This window comes from Dolosigranulum pigrum ATCC 51524 (assembly GCF_000245815.1).
GTDB classification, from domain to species: domain Bacteria; phylum Bacillota; class Bacilli; order Lactobacillales; family Carnobacteriaceae_A; genus Dolosigranulum; species Dolosigranulum pigrum.
In genome coordinates this window covers 716,902-740,738 of record NZ_JH601103.1, presented here as the reverse complement: position 1 = coordinate 740,738, position 23,837 = coordinate 716,902, and the positions used below count along the sequence as shown (strand labels likewise).

The following is a 23,837-nucleotide window of genomic DNA, read 5'->3' as shown; positions in this document are numbered from 1 at the left end:
CTTTAAGCGTTGCTTTTTCTTCAGTTGTTAAGTCACTCTTCTCGATTATAACTTCTTTGGCTTTGACGGCGTCATCAATCGCTTGAATTGCGTCTACTTTCACATCTCGCTTGTAGTTCTCTTCCGCTTGTGCTTCTGCCTCTTGTAAAATCTTATCTATCTCTTCACTGCTTATCGCTTTACTAATTTGTTCATTAAAATAATTTCTCTCTTGAGACGTTAATTCTGGGAATTGATTTATATTTGCTTTAGCTTCATTCTTATCTTTCGCTTCTGATAAAATCCCATCAACTTCTTCTACTCTAATTGCTTTAGAAATTTTATTCTTAATCGTTTGACGTTCGCCATCTGTCAAACTAGTTAATCCAGTGATTGTTTTTTCAGCATCTTTTTTCACTTTATCTAATTCTTTGGTCTCTTCACCTTTTTCAGTATCTAAGCCTATAGCTTCCTCAACCAATTCTGCTACTTCAGCTAGATTTGTCGCACTAGTAATATCTGCTATCAATACTGCTTTCTCTTCTGATAACAAATTATTTAAACCTCTAACGATTGCTTCAGCTTTTGTTTTTTGGATTTGTAGTTTCTCTTCTTTTGTTAGCCCTCTAACTAGACTATCCCCATTAATTATTTTTTTGGATGGATTATTAACTGTACTATCTGGGAATGTCAGCGTAGCTGTTCCATCATCTGAAATTTCAACAATAGTCCCTGTAGGAAAACTATTAGCTACTCTTATGGCTTCTTCAACCTTCTCTTTTTCTTCCTGTGTTAATTCATCTAAACTATTAGCTACTATTTTTTCAGGAATATTCACTCCTGTTTTCCCTGGTACCGATGATAACTTTTGAAAGTCAAGATTAGCAAATAACCACTCGCTCTGTACTTTCTTTAGATCTTCAAGTCTAACTTTACTCATTTTCATTCGTATATTTTCTTCTGACTCTGATAGTTTTGTCCATAGGGTGCTTAATTCCCCATGAGCTTTTTCAGTAACATACAATTGATCATCACTTGTTTTTAATATATTCTGATAAGCTTCTTTATATTTTTGAATATAATATTTGTATTTTTTTGTAGCAACTTTAGTTTCCTGTACAGTTAATTCGTTAGCTGCTTGTTTAACTTCTTCTTGTGTTGTATTTTGATTACTCAGTATTTTCTGTGCTTCAGCAATTGCTTGATCATATTCAGATTTTAAATTACTATCTATATCTTGCAATCTACTATAAAATGGATCATTTATTGTGGTATTAGCAATACTAATAGCTGCTTCGAGTGCATCCTTGTCTGTTTCTCCTCCATTTAAGGCATCCTTTGCAGTTCCAATTCTGTTTGCAATATCATTTATTGCTTGCTGTGTGGATTGTGGATTTCCTAAAATTTGACGACCTTCTTCAATTGCACTATCATATTCTGATTTCAAATTATCTACTGCATTATAGTATTTAAATGACTGTGTAGTCGCTTGATGTTCATTTACCAAATCTTGTAATTCTGAAGTATACATCGAAACTGTGACTGAGTAACTTCCCGCATTTCTTAAAGTGATGTTCCTTCCAGTATTAGCAGCATTTAAATGATCTGGTGAAGTACGATAAGTTACATTTTGAGTTTCTATTTCAAAAGTTCTAGGGGTCTCTGTATTAAAAGTTAAATTAATATCCACTGTAGTATACGTATCTTGATTTGAAATTTTAGCCGGTATTCCATTTTTAGTCACTGTCAAGGTTCGAGATTGTTCATCGTAACTTCCTGAACCATTACTTACACTTCGATAAGTAACTCCTTCTGGCAACCTCATAGTGAATGTAGCATTAGCTTTTTCATGCCCATTATTATGGAATCTAAGTTGCACTCTCCCATTATATGGTGAAGAAGTGTTATTTGATGGAGTATACGTTTGGGACTGATTCAGTATTTCAGTAGTCACATGCGAACCACTTGAAACTCTTACGTCTGAAACAACTGCTCCAGGATACCATCCATCTTGTGATAGAACTCCCTGTTGCTCATTGTGAACACGATCCGACTTATGCAATAATGTAACTCGAACCCGAGTAACATCTCTTGGAATACTTACGACACCTGCAGTTTCTCCGTATCCTCTACTAGGTGGTAATAATTCCATCAGTTTTTCATTAGTATCAACTCTTGTCACTACAACTTGCGCTTGAGCACGGGCATGATTAGCTCCATTAAATGCTTGATCAATCCCTGTTAAGCTTCCTGAAGTATCTGATCTATATTTAACAACTAACTCAGATCCTGGTGTAACATCAATTTCTTGGTGTATTCCACCAATAGCATCTACATTCACTTTACCTGTTTGGTTAGAATTAGATATATGCCTATTATTTGAAGCACCTACTACAACAGCATTATTTCTATTGTTATTTGCAAAAGGTCCTGTAGTTCCCGTACTTGTATGACGTCGATTTACTAATGGAATTTTTGTTTGATTTGAGTTCACAACAGTCCAACCCGGTACTGAATCAGGCCCATTGTCAGCTGAACCAACCACAGCTCCTAATGTGAGATCACTAAAATCACCGTTAATTAGTGTTGGATTCGTAATAGAGTTTTTCTCGTTTGGATCTGATGATGTTTGTGTTGCCGTAGTCGGTGCTAGTGGTAATTGCACATCATCTTGAGGTAAATCAGATTTCAACTGTGTACGCTTCTCATTATATGAAATATTAAGTGAAGAAATTATATCTGATTCAGGAATTTCATCAATTGCAAGTCGTGCTTCTTCAATAGAAGTCTTGAATTGATTAGACAGGCTAACTGCCTGTAAATACTCTTCTTGACTTATATCAGGTCTCCCCTTTAATTCAGTAACCTTAGATAATAATGTTATTTTTTTATTTTTTGCATCACTTACTTTTTGCACTGCATTATTAACATCTTGATCATCTTTTTTTCCATTATTATTTAAATCATTAACAGAATAAAGATTTTTAAGTGGTGTCTCAACTGTAGATTTTAGTGTACTAATGTCTGTTTTCAGTTGTTGGTGTAAGTTGTTATACATAGATTTTTCAGTTAATGTACTATAATCATTTTTTATTTGATCTATTTCCCACATTAACTCTTGTCGCGTAGCATTTAACGTATCATAGTCTCGCTGGGATAAGACTCTTGTTGGCTCTCCTAAATTTTGATCAAACTCGTCAATCTTTTGTTTAGTCCCCGTTATTTTATTTTTTAGTTGTTTGTATTCAGTCATCAAGTTTAAAAGAGTCTTCAACTCTTCAGCTTTTTCATTAAATGCTTGTGTCGCAATAAATGTTCCAGAACGATGTCTATAATTAAAGCTACTAGATAAAATACTACTTGAAATTTGGGCTTTTTGAATAGGCCGATCGTTAGCTTCAAACACCAGCTCTATTTTTGCAAATTTATCTTTTTTCTTGTCATAACCCTCTTTTTTACTCCATTCAGACATATAATATCCTACATTTTCTGGAAAAACTCCATTTTGGGCTGGATAATGATTTGTTTCAAATATAGGACTCCCAACTGGATTTTGTAGTTTATCACCATTTTCATCAGATTGTTGTCCATTTTCAGGTCTATACACCCCTTGTACGGTTTCATGTTCTTTAATTCTTTCATTTAATTCCGGATTAATATGAAATGAAAATGCGTAGTGATTTTTAAGTTCTACTCCCCCTTCATTTTCGCTACTCATCTTTAGAGTAATCGTTCCATTAGGATTTGAAGTTAAAACTGGAGCATGAAAAGTTTTTCTAGTTTTATGACTACCATAAGTAGTAGCACCATTATAATATTCATCTGATGAAAAGTAGACCCCCTCATCATTGACACCAAACCTACCTAGTAGAACTGACTGAATATTTTGTAGAAGTTCATTTACATAATCGAGTTCCTTCTTATTTTCATTTATAATTTGGTTATGAGCTCCTCCCAAACGACTCATGGGTATTGTTACATCTGCTTGTTTACTTAAATTCATATTTAAGATTCGTTCATCAGTAGGAAGTTTGCTCCCTACATTTTTAGGAGTCAAATTATTAGAGTCCTGTTCATTGTTAGCTATATCATTTCTTAAATGCCGTAATACTTCAATTTGAAGAAAATGAAGTTCTGTTTCTGCAATTAATTTAGCATCTCGCATTTGCTGAATTCTATCATATACAGCACGAACAGTGTCTTGTTCTGTAAACGGTTGGAATAATGAGTCAACATTAATATTATTTAAACTTCTTCGACTTCTAGATTTACCACGCTGCTTATCTGTAGAAAGATTACTTTTCTCAACGCCAGCAGCTAATACACCATTTTCATGACGTGCTTCAGTTTCTCGAAGCTCTACTTTATTGTTAAGTAATTTTTCAATTATCTGTTGTACTGTGAGCTCACCTGATTCAATTCTAGCTATATCTGCTGAATTTAACAAATGACGTACATCATTTAATGTATATTTTACATCTGATGTTACATTTAATTGATCTACTTCTACAAGGTTATCCACTGATGCTTCTTTTGATAAACTTGTTTCTGTAGAAGGAGGGGTTATTTTATCTAATTCTCCATCTTTTTCTTCACTGTGATTTTTTAATTTTTCTTCAGCATCATGTTCAGTCTCAGATTGTTTGCTCTCATCCTGATTATCTTCTAAAGAAACAGTTTGTTTAATTTCAGTTAATATTCCTTCAAGTTCATCCAAAGTCTGCGCATTAGAAATTTTAGTTACTAAATCAGTGTACTGTTCTCCCACTATATTGGACTGTCCGAGAATAGTTTTTACTTCTTGTCTCTTTATTTCAAGACTCTGGTCAATTGCAGCAGCTTGTTCTGAGGATTCACTTTGAACTGTTTCACTCAATTTATCTATATTTTCATCACTAACTTCTTCATTAAATTGCAATGAGTCTATATTGTTAGGTTCCACTACAGAGTTAGTTCCTGTTAATTCATCTGCACTAACTCCCTCAACAGAGCCAAACATTAATCCGAACCCTATTGAAACTGATACCACCCCCACTGACAATTTCTTTAAGGTATACCGTTTATATTTATTAGCGCCTTTTTCCATAAATAATTTTTTATTATTCTTACTTATCATTTTGTGCCTCCCATATGTTTAACTATAAATTTGAGTAGATTAAATATACCAAAAACACTTTTGAAAATCGCACCTATATTTTTCAACAAGATTGCAATTATTTGCCATACACTTTGACTCCGTAACAAAAAATCAGCAATAAACCATATTGATCCCCCTAAAATGTTAAGGATTAAATTCGTTTACGTTTTATTTTTTCATTGGCAATGAAAAAATAAAATTTCAAATCAAAAAAATTGTATTTTAATATAAGAATAGGTATGATTATAAGCCATATAAAATAAAAAGGTTGGTGAAGAACATGAAAGAAATATTACGTCCTACTGATATAAGGCGTCTTGAATTGTTAAATGTATTGAGTGATCCTACAAAATCTCCTTTCCAACTTACTAATTTAGCAGATATGTTTGAGGTATCTGAACGTACTATTAGGGAAGATATTGCTTTCTATAAACACAAGTTAACAGAAGTAGGAACTATCTATTACACCAATGAAGGTGTTGGTTTCCAGTGTTCCACTGAAGCCAACAAATCAAAAATTCAACAACTATACTTAACTGATAATAATCATTTTCGTATTTTAAGCTATATTTTTGAACAAGGAGGCGCTGAACTAGAAGATATTGCAGACGAGTTTTTCTTGACTAGCGGATATTCTTGGCGTCTATTACGCAAAGTGAGTGACAGATTATCTAAAAAATTTGATGTCAATATTTCTCGCTCGCCAGTCGATTTTATTGGTGACGAAAGACACATACGATTTATTTGGGCTCAATATTTGTATGAAAATGAAGAAACTTTAGATTGGGAAAAATTGGGCATCAACGAAGCTGAATTAGATGATTTTTTATGGTATTTTGTTAAAGCCTTGGATGTATCCATCCAATTTATTAGTTTTACATCTTTTAAAATCTACACATATGTAAATATTCAGCGATATAAACAAGGGAACATTGTTGATCCACAAACAATGAATACTGAAAATTATTTAAATCAATTATTTGATAATCTAAATAATGATCCAGATAAAATTCAAGAATTAAAAGATATGATATCACATGTGTTGAATATTCCTTTTTCTACAGAGATGATTGGACAAATTTTTCACAATTATATGCAAAGTGAGTATTGCTTAAATTATGATGATTTAATCTCTAATATCCAATCTAATGAAAAATATAGCTCTCTACTTCTTAACCTTGACTCTATGTTATACAAATTAAAAAAAGAATTTGAGATAGAGCTGCCTAATAAATTTGATGTGATTTTGGAACTTCATAATGCTACCCACTCACATAATATTGATTTAGGATCGAACTATCTTCTGATTCGTCATAATCACTATTTTTGCAATCATATGGAAAAAATAATTCCATTCTTTTATGAACGTGCAAAAGAATTAATACGGTTGTTTATTAATCAGTACCATTCATCTAAAAAAATGGACACAACTTTACATTCTTATTTGATGTATACCTTGATCGTTAACTGGCAAAATTTATTACCGCAGTTATTGAAAAAAACAAGCTCTCTAAAGTTTTTAATTATTAACCATCACAATACTCGCCACAGTAGCATGCTTAGTGACTTATTCACATTTTGTTTCCGTCAATCTGTCGAATTTGATTCGATTGAGTATCTAGAATTAAGTTGGAAAGATATTAATCTAGATGATTATAATATTATTTTAACAACTAAAAACAGTCTCTCACTCGATACAACTACACCCATTTTGCATATCAATGATATGCCTACTAAATATGAGTTTCATAGTGTAGCAACTAAGATAAGTGAATTACTAAGTGATGAAGAAAATCGTCTATGATAAAGTAAAAATATATTAATCCCCATTTGTAGAGTCTCTTTGTTGTTATTGCCTTATTGATTTTATATGTTTGGGATAGATGCCTATAGACTTTCCGATAGCGCTTCCTACTGTAAAAGACTCGCAGTGGACTTTCACCATCAAGTTGTCGCCCATGCCGGGCGCACTAAAAAATCCCCTAAAACCAGCCAGAAAAACTGATTTTAGGGGATTTTTATAGCTTTATAGAGTGTTATTTATACTACTGAGCCTCTCAACTAACTTTCCTATTTTTTAAAGATAGATGATTGGAAGTTATCTGTTTTATACAATAACGCTTTAAACAGTTTGTCTTTAAAGGCTCTTGTGCGGTTATGATTCTTTGCCTTCACATCAGCTTGGACAGTCTGAGTAAATTTCTCTGCCAATGATTCATATGAGCTGTACTGTACGCCATCTATCTCAATATCAATCATACCTTGAGTTTTCAAATTATTCATTACCTCAGCAAAATAAGCTTTCTTGAAGGATTCAATTGACTGATGATTGCTATTTGAAATCTGTTGCATCGCATAGTTATCACTCAACTCTGCATGTCCAGCTTCACGAGAAGCACCTTTGTATTTATTAGAAGCGTACCCTACAAATCCTCGCTCGTATCCGTAGTATCCCCATATTCTGAAGGTATTATGCTTGAACATCGCTGCGCCTGGTGCACCGACACTATTATCTCCACCACCATAGATTCCGCCCAGATAATCAATGGTCACATACGTACTCCATCCATTAGACATATCATACGTCCCATCACCAAGGCCATGTCGTGTCATTAACTGTTGATCGACTAAATCATCAACAGTCTTAATCTTTAACGCTGACCAATCTTTGTCTGTTAACTGACGAACCCGGTCAATTTGACCATTTTTTCTTAAATTTTTATCCATCTTCTTAAACCAATGTTTCATCGTTGGTTGGCCTTCTTTAATCGCCGCTTCTCCTTCAAGGTAATCCAACATCATCAGCACATCATTGTATCCACGCATATAAAGATCAAACATCTCTTGTGATTTAAAGCGTTTTGGATCATTATTGTAGATTTGATTCCCATCTTGTGGTCTCGAGAAAGTTAAGTTAATTCCTAAACTACCGTATCCAGCACTATTGGCTGGCACCTGCAACATCCCTTGAGCGTAAGCTTCCGCTCCCACACCACTTCGACGACCAGGCCCACCTAGGAAGACTGCACCATCATAATTATGGGTCATCTCATGCGTCCAGACAGAATGACCACCCTCTCCTAAATAATCATATGCTACAAAATTAATTAGCGTTCCATTAGCGTAAGCTCCAACACCATTATTTCCATAATATTGCCCAACAACGTTATAAAACTCTCGAGCTGGTGCATAAGCTCGGCCTTTGTTATCATAGCCAAACTGATTAATCCATCCACGACCATGAACACCGAATCCTTCCCATGTTGGCGTTACACGATCCTTAATGAGGCGATTTTTTGTCTCCTTATTCGCTAGAGTATACCAAGCATCCAAGAAATCTCGCTTACGGTCTCCCGATTTATTGATCTCTTTTATAAGTTGTTCAGTTGATAAGTTTCGCTTCGCTTCACTTCCAAATGTTAATGTGCTGTACGTTGAGATTAAGAACATTTTTGCTTCACGTAAATTCAACAGTGGTAAGATCATTTTATGGTAGTAACTATGCGACAGATTATCATATACGCGATATTTCGCTTGTTTGTCCTGAATTTCTTTTAGCAACGATTGACGTTCTACGAGACGAATAGTGTCTTTCGTTGCATCGGCGAACCAATCATTCATATTACTAAAGTCCGTTAACAACTTACGGTTATAATTCAAGAACTGAAGCAGATTGCCGCCGACTCCCTGACTGAAATGACGGTTAAAGAACTCATGTGTACGTTGACCACTTAGGTGATATTCACTGGAGCTCCCAAGTTTAATCAGTCGATCAATCAAGCTCCCGCCTTGCCCACTGTAAAACTCTGGCATAAACATCATTAACTCTTTAATGTTATAATCTCCAAAGTTAATTCCATAATATCTATTGAGATAGGTTAACCCCAACAGTATTTCTTTTTTATGCGATAATATACGATCAAGCAAGGATTGCTTAATCGGTTCAGAATGACCCAATTGAATCATATGATTTTGAATTAATTTTTCTAATAACGACGGTAAATTTTCTTTCGTTTGTGCAAAGACTTCATCCAAGAACAATCGTTTAACTCGGTTTTCTTTCTTCTCATCTGTATCCTCATTGATTTGAAGCAACTGGTACATATCTGGAGTATATAACTCAACTTGTTTCAATTTATCACTTAAGCTATTCACGATATCATCATATTGCGTTACTAATCGGTTTGGCGTATAACGAATTCCTAACTCATCGATCGTATATTCGCGTATACCGGTCTCACCAAATGACCGCCCCTTACTCAAGCTGTATTCAACCTTTGTCCCATCAGTGAAGTGAAGCATCACCCGATTTATCTCACCGCTATCCATCACAAACTGTTTATCTTTCATCGGAACAATGGCTTGAACTGTTTTAGTCCCTACCCAACTCGGTACTTTGTTACTTTCAACTAATTGGTTAGCTTCTTTCACAATCCATTCCCGGTTGTAGAAAGGTTGCAGTTTCTCAACGAGTTGATACAGACCGGCATGTTGAGCTTGGTAGCCTTGAGCGCCTTCATAGCTGTCTCTTCGGTTGAGTTCCTCAGCAGGTGTTCCTTGGCTAATCAGACTCATCGCCGTTATATTGTAGTCCGCTACCTTTTTATTCGCTTCTTCAGTACTCAAACGCTCGAAGCGCTTATCTTCTCCTTGAATAGTCCCTGAACTCACGCCTTGAACACCGTATAATTTACGAATAAGTTGGTATTGTGGGGAGCCATCCGCTAACTGTCCATCACTTCCAAATAATTCATACCCATTTTGAACAGTGGCATAGCTGACAACCTCTTCTATATTCCCATAGCCCCACGCAGAGGTCGCAATAGCTGCTAATTTATTGCGAATATTGGCTCTTATATGCCCTTTTACAACCGAATGAGAGACTTTTCCCCATGTTTTGGCACTGGAACCATTCGGATTAGATATGACTATTCCAACCAGTAAACTTGAATCATTAGATCGGTGCATATCCATCTGAGCGTCTACATAGGCCCGTGTCACAAGAGCTTCTCTATTCTCTCCAGCAATTCCACCACTGACAGAATTTCCACCCACTGACTTAATTCGTCCTTGGAATGAGACATTTTCAATACGAGATCGACTATTTACATAGTTGACAAAACCAGACACATTATCGCGTCCTTGAATGTAGCCAGTAATATTCACATTTTCAATGACCCCGCGATTCTTCAATTCGTGAGCGACGGTTGCGATATTATCGCCATGACCCGAATCTGGGTAGACAATATGCACATCCTTGTAGTCGATATCTTGTACTGTTCCGCCATTTATACGGTCAAATAATGGGTGCTTAAGATCCGTAATACTGTATCGTTTTCCATTTCTTGTACCAATTAATCGTCCCGTAAACTGACCCGATACGTAAGATTTATGCCCTAACTTCTCAACATTTCCAGCCGAAATCGTGCGTCCAAGTTGGAATGTCCCCCCTAGATTGGCTTGCATTGCTTTAATTAAGTCACCAAAATCATAGTATACTTCTCCATGAGGGGCTTGATATTTGTTCATATATAAGACCGTGCCTTCTTTGTACGCACCGTCTACTTTATGAACCAATTCAGCTGCACGAGTAGTTACTTCATAAACATTCTGACCATCAATCGTCACTTCTTTAATACTTTCTACCGGCATCACCACATCTTTTAAATGAGTCATCTTCGCCTTAATAAAGTAATTAGACACATCTTCTGGCGCTTCCCTTAATTGGCTCAACTCGATTAGTTCACCATTCGCCTCTCGTTTAACCAGTGTTGTCCCTTCAATTGATTTTAGCTCAATTTTTTTAGTAGTTCCATCAGCAGTATAGTTCTTCAGTAAATCTCGAGTTCCTCTCACAGTACTTTTCCCTGCTTCAGTTGATGCTAATTCTTCCCATTTAGCCAATAACTTATCCACACGATTATATAATGCCTTATATTCATCTGTAGTAATTCGTTTCCCTGAACTATCCACTTCTAAGTTGTTGAATTTTATTGTTAATTGAGCAAGACCTTTAGATACCTCTTCTCGCTTACTTTCAAAAGTATCCTCTAGTTTATGCAATGCAGTTCCATCAGCAGTAAAGTTCTTAAGTATATCTCGAGTCCCTCTCGCAGTACTTTTTCCCGCTTCAGTTGATGCTAATTCTTCCCATTTATCCAATAACTTATCCACATGCTTATATAATGTCTTATATTCATCCGTAGCAATTCGTTTTCCTGAAGTATCCACTTCTAAGTTGTTGAATTTTATTGTTAATTGAGCAAGTTCTTTAGAAATCTCTTCACGCGTACTTCCAAAACTATCCTCTGATTTGTTCTCTTTGTTATCAGATGGCGAAGGATTTTGTTTTCTTTCTAACTTATTTATTTCTTCAAATATAGCATCTTTCTTATTTTGTACACTATCATTTGTAACTCCTTTAAGCAAAAATTGAATATCTTCAAGTCGTTTTTCTCGGAATGTTTCAGATTTTTTAGCTTTCTCCAAGAGTTTTTCTGCTTGACGTAAATTCAGTATCTCATCGATTTTTGCCTGAAAATTGATATCAGATGTTACTGAATTAATAACATTTACATAATAGTTAATCTGTTCCTGCTTTAAATCTGGATCAGTCCCAAAAGTGATATATTTTATCGTGGCTTCTCTATAATCTTGAACTTTAGCATTTTCCAGTTTAACAGTTGTCCCAGCCTTTTTAACGTGAGCAGTCCCTCTAGTCTCTAAATGCATCGGATTATTTAATGTATACGGGAGGTGTACTGTCCGGGTGAGTTCATTATTCTCTACCCCTGTTTGAGTCAAGGTTGGAGCAGTCAATGCAGGCTCTTCTTCAACAGTTAAGCCACTATTACTATACTGTTTCGGCTCAACTAATTTACCAAGTATTTCACTTTTTTCAAATTCTTCAGCCGTTGTGTTGGCTTCATCTTCACTACCAACATAGTAATCACCTAAATTCTTTTCTTCAAAGCTCTCTGATACTTCGCTAATCGAATTACCAGACTCCATATGCTTACCATTATCACTTGTATTAACTATTTTACTACTAATTAATTCATCAGCACTTACACTTTGTGAGTGAGATAAAAATACAATGACTCCAATGGCAACAGATGCTACCCCTACACTAAGTTTCTTTAATGTATAGCGTTTCGCTTGATTAGCCTGTTTGTGGAATAATTCCCCTTTATTATTCTTACTGATCATTTAATTCCTCCATTTTACTACTGGGCTTGTAAATTGTTCTCCTCAATTACAAAATATCCAGCTATTTTTTGACAATTGTTTTATACAACACTGATAAAATAATTGTCTTTTTGTTTCATTTTATTATTTTAACTTAAAAAAATAAAAAACACTATTAAATTTTGAAATATTTTTTAAAAAATAGATATTATATAATAAAATATTACTTCCTTCTAATGAATGACTATCTCTTATTTCCTATTAAAATAATACTGTCGAATTATTATAACTAGTGCAAGACTATTTAAATAATATATATTAACTTTGTACCTATGGGTAAAATATTTCTACACAATATTTCAAAGTATGGTAAGCGCTCATGATTTAAAGGGGATACCGTCATATGCCATAAGGGACAATCCACGTGTTTTGATACTCATAATTTAAGTGGTGTTAAGTTTTTCGGAGTGAGTCTTTGGCTGTGTTACTTTGATAATTTCTGGTTTTGCCATACAAAAAATCCTCTCAATAGTTTTGTCTTACATTAACTATTTTAGAGGATTGTTTGTGGTGGAACTAGTCGCCTAAATTATAGGCGCCTACATTTTCAAAGATTTGATTACATCTAATTTATCCCCCGTGCTGGATACAACACGATAAAAAAAGCAGCCCACCAACCAGTGAGCTGCTTTTTATCGTTATTTGTTTGATTATCTGTTGTAGAACTCAACGATGAATGAGTCTTCAATTTCTTGTGGCATTTCTTCACGTAATGGGTAACGTGTAAGGCTACCTTCTAATTTGTCTTCATCGAAAGTGACAAATTCTGGGCGACCGTAAAGTGATTCTAATGATTCTTTAATCACTGCTAAGTCACGTGATTTTTCACGTACTCCAATCACTTCGCCTACTTCAACTGAGTAAGAAGGGATGTCTACACGTTTTCCGTCAACTGTAATGTGACCGTGGTTAACTAATTGACGCGCTTGACGGCGTGTTGAAGCTAATCCTAAACGATAAACCACGTTATCCAAACGACGCTCAAGTAAGATCATGAAGTTTGTACCATGTTTTCCTTCACGGATTTTACCTGCTTTTTTGAATAAGTTGTGGAATTGACGTTCGTTCATTCCGTATAAGAAACGTAATTTCTGTTTCTCTTTTAATTGCAATCCGTACTCAGATAATTTTGTACGGCTAGTTGGGCCGTGTTGTCCTGGTGCGTACGGACGGCGTGCTAATTCTTTTCCTGTTCCTGAAAGTGAAATCCCTAAACGACGAGATTTTTTCCAAGTTGATCCTGTATATCGTGCCATAATTATTCGTCCTCCAATTAATTTTTTCTGGAGTAAAATAACGGTCTGGAGCTCAATGATCGTGCAGTTCGTTTTAATTTTCGCTTATTGCAGCCGCAAGTTACTCATTCGCCTACGCAATTCACGCAAGCAACGAACTGTTGACGACTTCATCACTCCACGCTGCATTATTTTACACAATAATTATTATACCATGAGTAAGACAGAAAAACAAATTCTATTTCAACTATTTTACATTTCGTATTGCGCCACAACATCTATCATGGTAAACTGAAAAAAATATAATAAAAGGATGAGATTTATGTTACCAAATGATTATAGTGTGTTAGGCGATATTTTTATCAAGGGGATCTTGGCCTATATTGCCATCATTTTTATTATTCGAATTTCCGGTAAACGATCGCTGTCGAAGTTAAATTCGTTTGACTTTATTATTACGATTTCGTTAGGTTCGATTCTATCGGGCGTTATGACTAACCCCGATTTATCTTTACTTGAAGCCATGTTTGCCTTCTCATTGATGATTACCTTGCAATATATTGTTACCTTTATTGCCGTGCGATCCGACAAATTCGCAGATTGGGTAAAATTCAAGCCCGCTCTCTTATACTACGATGGCCGCTTCAACTATCAAGCTATGAAAAAAGAACGCATTACAGAAAAGGAACTTTACGAAAAAGCACGAACTGAAAATTACAGTTCATTCGATGAAGTCTTTGCCATTGTCTTAGAGTCAGAAGGAACCATTTCAGTGGTGGATCGAAACGAACATACACCTGAATCTGAAGCGAAATCAACTCTTGAAAATGCCCACGTGCCGGGACAAAATTAATTAATTAGCTTATGAAAATGGGAAGAACTCCAAAACTGGAATTCTTCCCTCTTTTTTATATTTAAATATACATTTTAGTATCTCAGCAAAGCAGCTATATTAGTATCTGCTGGCATTTCCTCATCATCTAAGACGTAGACATCCCCTTTTGTGCGCAAGACATGGATAATTAGATCATCGACAAAATTCTTACCTTCAGCTTGGAACTGACCGCTCTCATCAATCGAGCCATCCACTTGATAATGATCTGTAATCAATAACGTCTCAATTCGTCCTTCAACACCGGCCGTCGCTAAGTCTTGATATTGTTCTCCTAGACTATATTCAGGAGACGTTTCTTCAAACCTCTTGACTAATTGATTATATCGTTTTGAAATAATCTCCTCGACAATATCGCCTGCTTTTTCGGCTACTTCTGTCGCTTTTAAGCGACGTGGTGAGCTTTCAATCTGATTTTCCTGGTCTAATTTTGGATTTTTAGAAATCTCTCTGAAGTCAGCAATATTTTGCGTTAAGCCGAATAAAACAAGCGGTAGTCCTGTTGGTGCTGTATAATTTTCGTGAATATAGTCATCAATCACACGGAAGAAACGCTTGCGGTCAATCTCATCTTCCTTACTCTTCTCATTATGACCATGATAAACCGCATCGCCTCCATCACCGTATGAGCCATGATTCAGTTCACCACCAGAATATTCTGTTCCTAATGCTGTATCGATATCAATCGGCGCATCATCTGGGAAATCGACTTCCTCTAGCTTGCTGCCTCGACCGTTAAATAAACGCACCTTATCGTGACTTAGGCATAAAACATGGTAATAGCTAACATATTGGAAGTTTCTAACTACCGGCTTCACATGTGGCTGACCAAAGTATGCATCTTCTGTCAAATCAACGCTTAAATTGTAATAGAATACTTCATCTGGTGTCACGAAGAAAATAATACTTGCCTCCACTGATCGCCAGAAGCTCGGATTTACAAAATCCGTGTTTAACTGCTCAGTATATGCTTCAGCCACTTCTTTCCCATGCTTCTCTTCAATCAAGCGGTAGCCTTTTTTCACTAAGTTATCGAATTTGGTCTGCTTTTTATCCGCAGTAAATCCATCTTCTTCACGATTTATTGCTATCGTCAAATACTCCCGTTCGTCGCTCAACAATGTATCAGTTGGAAATGTAAATAACTCTCTCATGTTAGCGCCTCCTTTTATGATTTAACTCATTATATAATAGGTGTATCCATTTGTCCAAAGATATGAATAACCCTCTGATGAAGATAAAGGTTGCGTTTTCAATTAAACTTATTAATCTATCCTTAATATGTTAATATAATATGATTACTTCTTTTCTTCCGCTCTTCGATAAGTTTGCAAGGTTTGTGCATAAAGCGGTAAAATCAAATCAATACTCGCTTTTATAAAGGCGGTTTGTTCTGTTGCATCCTCCAATAAGTCACTTCCTGGCTCAATAACCCGTCCAATCATGATTTCGCCTTTTTTGACGTCAAGTACGCGCTGCAACACGTGTTCCATCGTTTCTTCCGTAAAAGGCTTGTACGCTTCTTTTGTATGATCTGGAATAAGGACAACATCTTCGGGAAGACCTTGCCACGTCAGACGGTTCACCAACAAATCATGAATCATCTCAGCTTCAAAATTCGGATTGTCAATTAAAGCCAGTCCAACAAAAATATAATCACCGTTAACTTGTACTTGCAGATGTGGATACTTTTTATAACCACGGGAATCGCCACCCATTGCACACCATGTACTAGACGGTGGATTCTTCGTGCGACGGGCATGCTGCGCAATATGGAACACGCCATGCATATTTAGTTGTTCGTTCACATCCGGCTGAAACTCATCTCCAATCGCTTGAAACACTGGTTGAATCTCAGCGCGAATCGCTGCCATTCTTTCATCCAGACCATCGATATCAAAAATTTTATACACATTGGGTTTAAATACTTGTTTCATTTTATCCCTCCTATTTGTTTATATTATACCATATGATGAGTGCTTTTCCTTTGAAAGCGGTCATATAATATGGTAGACTGAACCCGATGAAGGAGGAATTGTAATGAAAATTGGTGTCCCTAAAGAGATTAAAAATTTAGAAAATCGGGTGGCTATGACGCCTGATAATGTAAAAGAATTAGTCCGAGATGGTCACGAGGTATGGATTGAGACAAATGCTGGACTTGGCTCATCTTTTACCGATGAAGCTTACCGAGAAGCTGGTGCAAAAATTTGCGATAGTGCTGAGGAAGTGTGGACAGCAGAAATGGTCGTAAAGGTGAAAGAACCACTTGAATCTGAGTATAAATATTTCTACGATGGCTTAATTTTATTTACGTACTTACACTTAGCAGCAGCAGAACGCTTAACCCAAGAACTAATTGATAGTGGTGTAACTGCTATTGCCTATGAAACAATTGAAAAGGACGGAAAACTTCCGTTGCTGACACCGATGAGTGAAGTAGCTGGACGAATGGCGGTCCAAGCAGGAGCTCATCATTTAGAAAAAGTACACGGTGGAAAAGGTATTTTCTTAGGTGCTGTGCCTGGTGTACGTCGTGCGAATGTTGTTATCATTGGTGGTGGTGTTGTTGGAATGAATGCGGCTCGAATCGCCCATGGAATGCGCGCCAATGTGACTGTCTTAGATATTAATCCATCGACTTTAGATACTGTTGATGATGCCTTTAACGGTCAAGTTGAGACCTTAATGTCCACCCAATCTAACATCGCCCGCGTCGTTAAAGATGCTGATTTGGTCGTTACTGGGGTCTTAATTGCCGGAGCGAAAGCACCTACCTTAATTACAGAAAAAATGATCCAATCAATGGAGGCCGGTTCTGTTGTAGTCGATATCGCCATCGACCAAGGGGGTAATGTGGAAACATCCACCCATGCGACCACCCACGAAGATCCCGTCTATACGAAACATGGTGTCTTACATTACACAGTCGCAAACATTCCAGGCGCCGTGCCACGAACCTCAACAGCTGCCTTAACAAATGTGACTCTTCCTTACACCCGAACACTTGCTCGCAAAGGTGTTGAAGAAGCTGCTCGAACAGATGCCAGCATCCAAACGGGTATTAATACCTACCAGAAACAACTAACTAATAAAGCAGTTGCAGACACATTCAATTTTGAATATGTCGATATTAAAAGCTTGCTCTAATCATTTATTAGCTAATCAAAAAGCAGTCACCTATTAAGGTGACTGCTTTTTCTTTATTTACCATGGTGTTATTAATAATACATAATAAATTTCTTGCCACCATTCTCAACTACTTGAATATCCATCCCAAACAGCTCATCGAGTACATCCTTTTTCATAATATCATCAACTGATCCCGCTCGGAACAACTGGCCATCTTTCATCGCAATAATATTATCTGCATAAGCTGCTGCGAAGTTAACATCATGTACAACTGTCACAATCGTCTTGTTCAATTCATCCACTAACTGACGGATTGTCTGCATCATCTTCACACCAAAATTCATATCTAAGTTATTCAATGGTTCATCCAATAAGATATAATCCGTATCTTGGCATAAAACCATTGCAATTAATGCCCGTTGTAATTGACCTCCAGATAATGTATCAATATATTGACCTTGCAACTTATCTAGCCCTAAATAATGCAGAGCATTATCGATCACACGATGGCACTGTTCACTTAGACGACCTTTAGTATAGGGAAAACGTCCAAACGCAACTAGCTCACGAACAGTTAGCCGAACATTCAGATGATTAGACTGTTTTAGAACAGATAACCGCTTCGCTAACTCTTCTGGTTGATACATCTTAACCTCTTTGCCATCAAGTATAATATTCCCCTGTTCATAAGGAATTAAGCAACTAATCATTTCTAATAATGTACTCTTCCCCGCGCCATTCGGTCCAATACAAGCTGTTAACTTTCCCTTTTCTACAGGCAAACTCACATTATGAATAACTGTCTTTTTCCCAAATGTCTTCGTTACATTTTTCAACTCCAACATAACTATAGTTGACTCCTTTCTTTCAACAACATAGATAAGAAATAAACCCCTCCAATTAATTCAATAATAACCCCTACATTTGTTCGAAAGGGTAATAGATGCTCAATGATTAATTGACTATATAACAAAATCACAATCGTTATTAAACTGCCCCCGATCAATAAAACAGCATGTTTATAAGTCTTTAATAACTGATAACTAACATTTGCACCGATAAACCCGAGAAATGTCATTGGACCAACGAGAGCAGTTGATACCGCAGTTAGTACACTAATCAAGAGAAATAACTTAAATTGTAACTGCTGAACGGGCACACCTAAATTTTGGGCATAATCATCTCCCAGATGTAGAACATCTAATGTCGAAGATATTTTAAATAAATAAACAATAATGGGTGTACAAATACCTACAGTTAATACAATCAATGTCTGATCTATTTTGTTAAAGCTAGGTAGTGTCTGAGCGAGCACACGTTGAAATTCATTTGGATCAATCATCGCCTGCATAAAAGTCGTTAAATGACGCATCAATGTCCCAAAAATTACCCCCGTCATTAATAATAAAAATATTCGTCCAGCATACCGCTTAAAAAATAGATAAAATAACCCTAAACCTACCAACAACATAACGCTCACACTCAGTATAAAATTAAGTGGTTTATTGGTGATTAATAGACTTCTAGCTCCAAAGAAAAATATCGTACTGGTCTGAATAAAAACGAACAAACTATCTAAACCAATAATACTTGGACTTAAGATATGATTGCGCGTCATTGTCTGAAAAATAATAGTTGCTATAGTTGTAGAAGTCCCCACTATAAAGAAAGCAGGAATTCGCCGACTTCTTAATTTTAAAGCAAAACTTAATTGACCACGTGTATTATAAAACAAATATAAACCGACGCCTACTACTACTGCGATACTTAGCCATCCTATAATTAACTTGCCCCGTTTCTTTTTAAACATGATGCTCACCTCGCAACAGTAAATATAAGAAGAGGATACTCCCAAAAATACCGATCACCACACTAATTGGCAACTCATATGGATAAATCACTAAACGAGCCACCATATCAGAAATCAATGTAAAACCTGCACCAATAACAGCCGTTGGAAATAATATCTGGCGAAAGTTATCCCCTACTTTCATCGCAACCAGATTCGGCACAATAATGCCCAAAAATGGAATAGACCCTGCTGTCAATAATACTGCCGTTGTTCCCAATGCTACAACCACAATACCGATCAGTTCAATTCTATGATAAGAAACTCCCAACTCAGTGACAATATCCTTCCCTAAGCTCATCACCGTAAAATAGTGTGCAAACAAATAAATAACAATTAAGATAGGAATAGCTAAATAGATCAATAAATAATTACTCGAGCTCACCATCGAAAAATTCCCTTGCAGCCAAGATGTCACATTTTGAACTACTTCATACCGTAAAGCAAAAAAGGTTCCCACTGAGCCAATAATATTACCTAACATCATACCGACAAGTGGCACCATAATCGAACGATTGGATTTTATTTGGCGTAAAAAGAGAGTAAAAATAAATGTTCCCACAGTTGCAAATAAAAAAGCAAATAAAATTTGATGGAAAAACGTTTGACTACCGAATAAAACTAATGCTAACACAACACCTAAACGAGCACTAGACATTGTTCCGGCAGTCGTGGGGGAGACAAACTTATTTTGCGTTAATTGTTGCATTAGTAACCCTGATACTGATAAAGTTGCGCCTGCTAATATCAAGCTAATTGTCCGCGGAATACGGGTTGAAAATAACACAATACGTTGCGAATCAGTTAACGAAAACAAGTCAACTAAGGTCAAGTTCTGAACTCCAATAAATATAGATACTACCGCTAATATGCCTACAATAATCAGGCTGGTTACTTGCCTAATGAATCTATCTTGCTGAAAAATCACTATAACCATCCTTCTTCTGTCTAATTGAAAACGATTCTCATTCTCTCTTATTGTATTTTATCGAACAATACGCTCAATAGCAACATATAGCTCCCAATTACGTCCCCCTATCGGCCTATCACATTAGCAACTGGCAACTACTTTCACATCTAACATTAATATATCCCTTATTCTACTTAATTATCCGTTTAATTTCTCACTAAAACTTAAAAATATCGAGAAATAATTGACTTTCATTCATTCTTTCGGTAAACTATGAAACAATATAAAGAGAGGATGTGGAAATGTGAGTGTGTGGGATCATAAATTTGATCGAGAAGGATTGACTTTCGATGATGTCTTATTAGTACCCGGCTACAGTGAAGTACTTCCCCAAGAAGTATCACTAGCGACTTCGTTAAGCGAAAAATTGCCCCTTAATTTACCTATTATCAGTGCGGGAATGGATACTGTAACTGAATCGGAGATGGCGATCGCTATGGCACGTGCAGGCGGGCTCGGTGTGATTCATAAAAATATGCCGATTGATGCACAAGCAGCGGAGGTTGATCGCGTCAAACGTTCAGAAAATGGTGTGATTCGCAAACCCTTTTTCTTAACACCGACTGATACAATTGAGCAAGCTAATCATCTAATGGCCAAGTTCAAAATTAGTGGTGTACCGATTGTAGATAGTGCTGAAACACAACAACTAGTCGGTATTTTAACCAATCGTGATATTCGCTTTGTCGAACATATGGGAGATACTATTGATACGTATATGACCGCTGATAAGCTAATTACAGCACCCATAGGAACAACATTAGATGAAGCTGAAAAAATCTTACATCAAAATCGCATCGAAAAATTACCGCTTGTCGATGAAGATAACAAATTAGCTGGTTTAATTACAATTAAGGATATTGATAAAGTCATCGCCTATCCTGATGCAGCAAAAGATAAACATGGCCGCTTAGTTGTTGCAGCTGCAGTTGGTATTGGTTCCGATACCGATGCACGAATCGATGCTTTAATTAAGGCTGAAGTTGATGCGCTGGTGATTGATACAGCACACGGGCACAGTGCCGGTGTGCTGAAAAAAGTTGAAGAAATTCGTCAGCAGTATCCTGATGTTGTCTTAATTGCTGGTAATGTGGCAACAGCTGAAGGGACACGAGCACTGATCGATGCAGGTGCCGATGTGGTGAAAGTTGGAATTGGTCCTGGTTCCATTTGTACGACTCGAATTGTAGCTGGTGTTGGTGTCCCACAGCTAACAGCAATCTATGAAGCGGCTTCGGCTGCAAGAAAGCTGGATGTGCCAGTTATTGCTGATGGTGGAATTAAGTACTCTGGTGATATTGTGAAGGCTCTAGCAGCAGGTGGAGCCGCTGTTATGTTAGGCAGTATGTTAGCCGGAACCGATGAGTCGCCTGGAGAATTTGAGATTTTTGAAGGACGACGCTTTAAGACCTATCGTGGTATGGGGAGTATTGGCGCGATGCGCAGCGGTTCAGGCGATCGTTACTTCCAAGCTGAAACAGCTGCCGACAAACGTGTCCCAGAAGGAATTGAAGGTCGAGTGGCTTATAAAGGATCTGTTCAGGATATCTTATATCAACTAGCCGGTGGTGTACGCTCCGGTATGGGTTACTGTGGAACAGCTCAAATTAAAGACTTACATGAAAAAGCTCAATTTGTTCAAATGAGTAATACTGGATTAGCTGAATCACATCCTCATGATGTACAAATTACAAAAGAATCACCTAACTATTCACGTAAATCCTAACTCGTTTTTGACCCGAAGCGTTATATAACGCTTCGGGTTTTAATTTGCACCAAATACTTAGAATATGGTAACATATACATCTATATAAGGAGGTTTACCCGTGTCCAAACAAGTAGAACGATTACAGGAATCTGAAAAAGGAACTAAAATAAGTATTGCTGTTTACATATTAATGGCTGGTTTAAAGCTTGCTGTAGGTTTTTTCTTTAATGCTTCTTCCTTGATCGCAGATGGATTGAATAACTTTGGTGATGTTATTTCATCCGTTGCCATGTTAATTGGTATGCGTACATCTCGCATTCCCCCTGATGAGAATCATCCCTATGGGCATTGGAAAGCCGAATCTATCGCCAGCTTACTCACTTCATTTATTATGATTTTACTGGGAATGCAAGTCTTAATTGATGCTATTGGCAACATATTGAACGGGGAATTAACTATTTCAAATCCACTCGCAGCTAGTGTTGGATTGATCTCAGCTACAGTAATGTGGGGCGTTTACCGCTATAACTTAAACCTCTCTCGTAAAACACATAGTAAAGGATTAAAAGCTGTTGCGAAAGATAATTTAGCTGATGCCCTAACTAGTTTAGGAACATCAGTCGCTATCTTTGCTGCTACTTTTTCACTATGGTGGATAGATTATGTGATGGCCATTATTGTGGGTCTAATTATATTAAAGACCGGAATTGAAATCGCCTCAGAGAACGTTTTTTCCCTCTCTGATGGTTTCGATCAAGAACTACTCGCTCAATACCACTCTTCTATTATTAAAATAGAAGATATCCAACAAATTGTTTCTTTAAAAGCTCGAATGTACGGCAATAATATTTATGTTGATATTACAATTGTCGTTAACGGCGAAATGAGCGTCCAAACTAGCCATGACTTAACTGAAGAAGTTGAGGAATTATTATTTAAACAATTTGATGTCATGCATACAGATGTCCATGTTGAACCGCTAAGCATGCATAAAATCTAGGCTCTTCCACAATATCAATAACAGAATGAATCGTTTGATTTTATCTCTCCCCATGAAATTGATGGATGGATAAATTGAACGATTTTTTCAATCTTGCATAAAACATTGATAGACCTCTTACATCTGTTTTAATGATTCATCATAAGCCAGCAACTGATCAATAATCATTTTTTCATATCGCTTTAGTCCACGATAATGTTTTTGATCCGTATGATTTCCTTTTTAGTTTAACACACAAAAAGGTGCTCGCAAGGAGAATCCCTCACCAACACCAAAAATTGCAGTCAAATTAACTTATATAATTTTGTTCTTTTATTCACAATAAAAACCACTAAAAATGGCGCTGGACAGAGTCGAACTGCCGACACACGGAGCTTCAATCCGTTGCTCTACCAACTGAGCTACAGCGCCAAATCTACGATCCCGACCGGATTTGAACCGGCGATCTCCTCCGTGACAGGGAGGCGTGTTAAACCGCTCCACTACGGGACCACAATAATTAGTCATTTATTAAAAAGGAGGATGGGAGATTCGAACTCCCGCACGCTTTGACACGCCTGACGGTTTTCAAGACCGTTCCCTTCAGCCGGACTTGGGTAATCCTCCATTAAAAAATGACCCCTACGGGATTCGAACCCGTGATACCGCCGTGAAAGGGCGATGTCTTAACCACTTGACCAAGGGGCC

13 protein-coding genes and 4 tRNA genes are annotated in these 23,837 nt (G+C 36.8%); 5 read left to right on the top strand and 12 right to left on the bottom strand.

All coding sequences use genetic code 11. The annotated features are described in order from the left end of the window. Nucleotides 1-5,095 (bottom strand): SasC/FmtB family protein (locus tag HMPREF9703_RS09035; protein WP_004635616.1); only part of this gene is annotated, 5,095 nt, incomplete at its 3' end. A 301-nt stretch (nt 5,096-5,396) separates the two neighbouring features. Here HMPREF9703_RS09035 and HMPREF9703_RS03360 point away from each other — a divergent pair. Next, complete coding sequence (locus tag HMPREF9703_RS03360; RefSeq protein WP_004635615.1) at nt 5,397-6,920, top strand: AcpB/EbpR/MafR family transcriptional regulator; 1,524 nt, start codon at nt 5,397-5,399, stop codon at nt 6,918-6,920. Nucleotides 6,921-7,186: 266 nt separating this feature from the next. Here the strand turns inward: HMPREF9703_RS03360 and HMPREF9703_RS03355 are convergent, their stop codons facing one another. Continuing rightward, nucleotides 7,187-12,325 carry a ZmpA/ZmpB/ZmpC family metallo-endopeptidase gene (locus HMPREF9703_RS03355; protein WP_004635605.1) on the bottom strand — a complete coding sequence of 1,713 codons (5,139 nt, stop codon included), beginning with the start codon at nt 12,323-12,325 and terminating at the stop codon, nt 7,187-7,189. Between the two features lie 689 nt (nt 12,326-13,014). After that, the gene (rpsD, locus tag HMPREF9703_RS03350) at nt 13,015-13,620 is read right to left on the bottom strand and encodes a 30S ribosomal protein S4 (RefSeq protein ID WP_004635604.1); all 606 of its coding nucleotides are present in this window, start codon (nt 13,618-13,620) and stop codon (nt 13,015-13,017) included. Nucleotides 13,621-13,921: 301 nt separating this feature from the next. On the opposite strand from rpsD, the gene HMPREF9703_RS03345 reads away from it, so the two are divergent. Further along, on the top strand, nt 13,922-14,452 hold the full coding sequence (locus HMPREF9703_RS03345) for a DUF421 domain-containing protein (protein ID WP_004635603.1): 531 nt from the start codon (nt 13,922-13,924) through the stop codon (nt 14,450-14,452). A 74-nt stretch (nt 14,453-14,526) separates the two neighbouring features. Here the strand turns inward: HMPREF9703_RS03345 and HMPREF9703_RS03340 are convergent, their stop codons facing one another. Then, on the bottom strand, nt 14,527-15,645 hold the full coding sequence (locus HMPREF9703_RS03340) for a baeRF6 domain-containing protein (RefSeq protein ID WP_004635602.1): 1,119 nt from the start codon (nt 15,643-15,645) through the stop codon (nt 14,527-14,529). A 144-nt stretch (nt 15,646-15,789) separates the two neighbouring features. Beyond that, nucleotides 15,790-16,428, bottom strand: coding sequence for a DUF1054 family protein (locus HMPREF9703_RS03335; protein WP_004635601.1), 639 nt, complete (start codon nt 16,426-16,428; stop codon nt 15,790-15,792). A 103-nt stretch (nt 16,429-16,531) separates the two neighbouring features. On the opposite strand from HMPREF9703_RS03335, the gene ald reads away from it, so the two are divergent. Continuing rightward, nucleotides 16,532-17,641 (top strand): alanine dehydrogenase, encoded by a 1,110-nt coding sequence (gene ald / locus HMPREF9703_RS03330; RefSeq protein WP_004635600.1) that lies wholly within the window; start codon nt 16,532-16,534, stop codon nt 17,639-17,641. A gap of 71 nt (nt 17,642-17,712) precedes the next feature. On the opposite strand, the gene HMPREF9703_RS03325 is transcribed toward ald, so the two are convergent. The 3 genes from HMPREF9703_RS03325 to HMPREF9703_RS03315 are packed head-to-tail and all read right to left on the bottom strand — an operon-like array spanning nt 17,713 to nt 20,409. Then, nucleotides 17,713-18,468: an iron ABC transporter ATP-binding protein gene (locus HMPREF9703_RS03325; protein ID WP_004635599.1), complete on the bottom strand. Its 756-nt coding sequence runs from the start codon at nt 18,466-18,468 to the stop codon at nt 17,713-17,715. Nucleotides 18,469-18,470: 2 nt separating this feature from the next. Then, nucleotides 18,471-19,433: an iron chelate uptake ABC transporter family permease subunit gene (locus HMPREF9703_RS03320; protein ID WP_004635598.1), complete on the bottom strand. Its 963-nt coding sequence runs from the start codon at nt 19,431-19,433 to the stop codon at nt 18,471-18,473. Continuing rightward, entirely contained in the window at nt 19,426-20,409 is a 984-nt protein-coding gene (locus HMPREF9703_RS03315; protein ID WP_370882815.1) for an ABC transporter permease, read from the bottom strand. The genes HMPREF9703_RS03320 and HMPREF9703_RS03315 overlap by 8 nt, the downstream gene beginning before the upstream one ends. A gap of 277 nt (nt 20,410-20,686) precedes the next feature. On the opposite strand from HMPREF9703_RS03315, the gene guaB reads away from it, so the two are divergent. Next, the gene (gene guaB / locus HMPREF9703_RS03310; protein WP_004635596.1) at nt 20,687-22,168 is read left to right on the top strand and encodes an IMP dehydrogenase; all 1,482 of its coding nucleotides are present in this window, start codon (nt 20,687-20,689) and stop codon (nt 22,166-22,168) included. Nucleotides 22,169-22,268: 100 nt separating this feature from the next. Next, complete coding sequence (locus HMPREF9703_RS03305) at nt 22,269-23,150, top strand: cation diffusion facilitator family transporter (protein WP_004635595.1); 882 nt, start codon at nt 22,269-22,271, stop codon at nt 23,148-23,150. 338 nt (nt 23,151-23,488) lie between these two features. On the opposite strand, the gene HMPREF9703_RS03300 is transcribed toward HMPREF9703_RS03305, so the two are convergent. The 4 genes from HMPREF9703_RS03300 to HMPREF9703_RS03285 form a co-directional block, all read right to left on the bottom strand. Next, nucleotides 23,489-23,561: transfer RNA gene (locus tag HMPREF9703_RS03300), tRNA-Phe, on the bottom strand. A 7-nt stretch (nt 23,562-23,568) separates the two neighbouring features. After that, a tRNA-Asp gene (locus tag HMPREF9703_RS03295) sits at nt 23,569-23,642 on the bottom strand. Nucleotides 23,643-23,666: 24 nt separating this feature from the next. Then, a tRNA-Ser gene (locus tag HMPREF9703_RS03290) sits at nt 23,667-23,756 on the bottom strand. Nucleotides 23,757-23,765: 9 nt separating this feature from the next. Beyond that, nucleotides 23,766-23,837: transfer RNA gene (locus HMPREF9703_RS03285), tRNA-Glu, on the bottom strand.

Coding starts and splice junctions, on each gene's coding strand:
- HMPREF9703_RS03360 (WP_004635615.1), top strand. CDS start 5,397: ATGAAAGAAATATTACGTCCTACTGATATAAGGCGTCTTGAATTGTTA.
- HMPREF9703_RS03355 (WP_004635605.1), bottom strand. CDS start 12,325: ATGATCAGTAAGAATAATAAAGGGGAATTATTCCACAAACAGGCTAAT.
- rpsD (WP_004635604.1), bottom strand. CDS start 13,620: ATGGCACGATATACAGGATCAACTTGGAAAAAATCTCGTCGTTTAGGG.
- HMPREF9703_RS03345 (WP_004635603.1), top strand. CDS start 13,922: ATGTTACCAAATGATTATAGTGTGTTAGGCGATATTTTTATCAAGGGG.
- HMPREF9703_RS03340 (WP_004635602.1), bottom strand. CDS start 15,645: ATGAGAGAGTTATTTACATTTCCAACTGATACATTGTTGAGCGACGAA.
- HMPREF9703_RS03335 (WP_004635601.1), bottom strand. CDS start 16,428: ATGAAACAAGTATTTAAACCCAATGTGTATAAAATTTTTGATATCGAT.
- ald (WP_004635600.1), top strand. CDS start 16,532: ATGAAAATTGGTGTCCCTAAAGAGATTAAAAATTTAGAAAATCGGGTG.
- HMPREF9703_RS03325 (WP_004635599.1), bottom strand. CDS start 18,468: ATGTTGGAGTTGAAAAATGTAACGAAGACATTTGGGAAAAAGACAGTT.
- HMPREF9703_RS03320 (WP_004635598.1), bottom strand. CDS start 19,433: ATGTTTAAAAAGAAACGGGGCAAGTTAATTATAGGATGGCTAAGTATC.
- HMPREF9703_RS03315 (WP_370882815.1), bottom strand. CDS start 20,409: ATGGTTATAGTGATTTTTCAGCAAGATAGATTCATTAGGCAAGTAACC.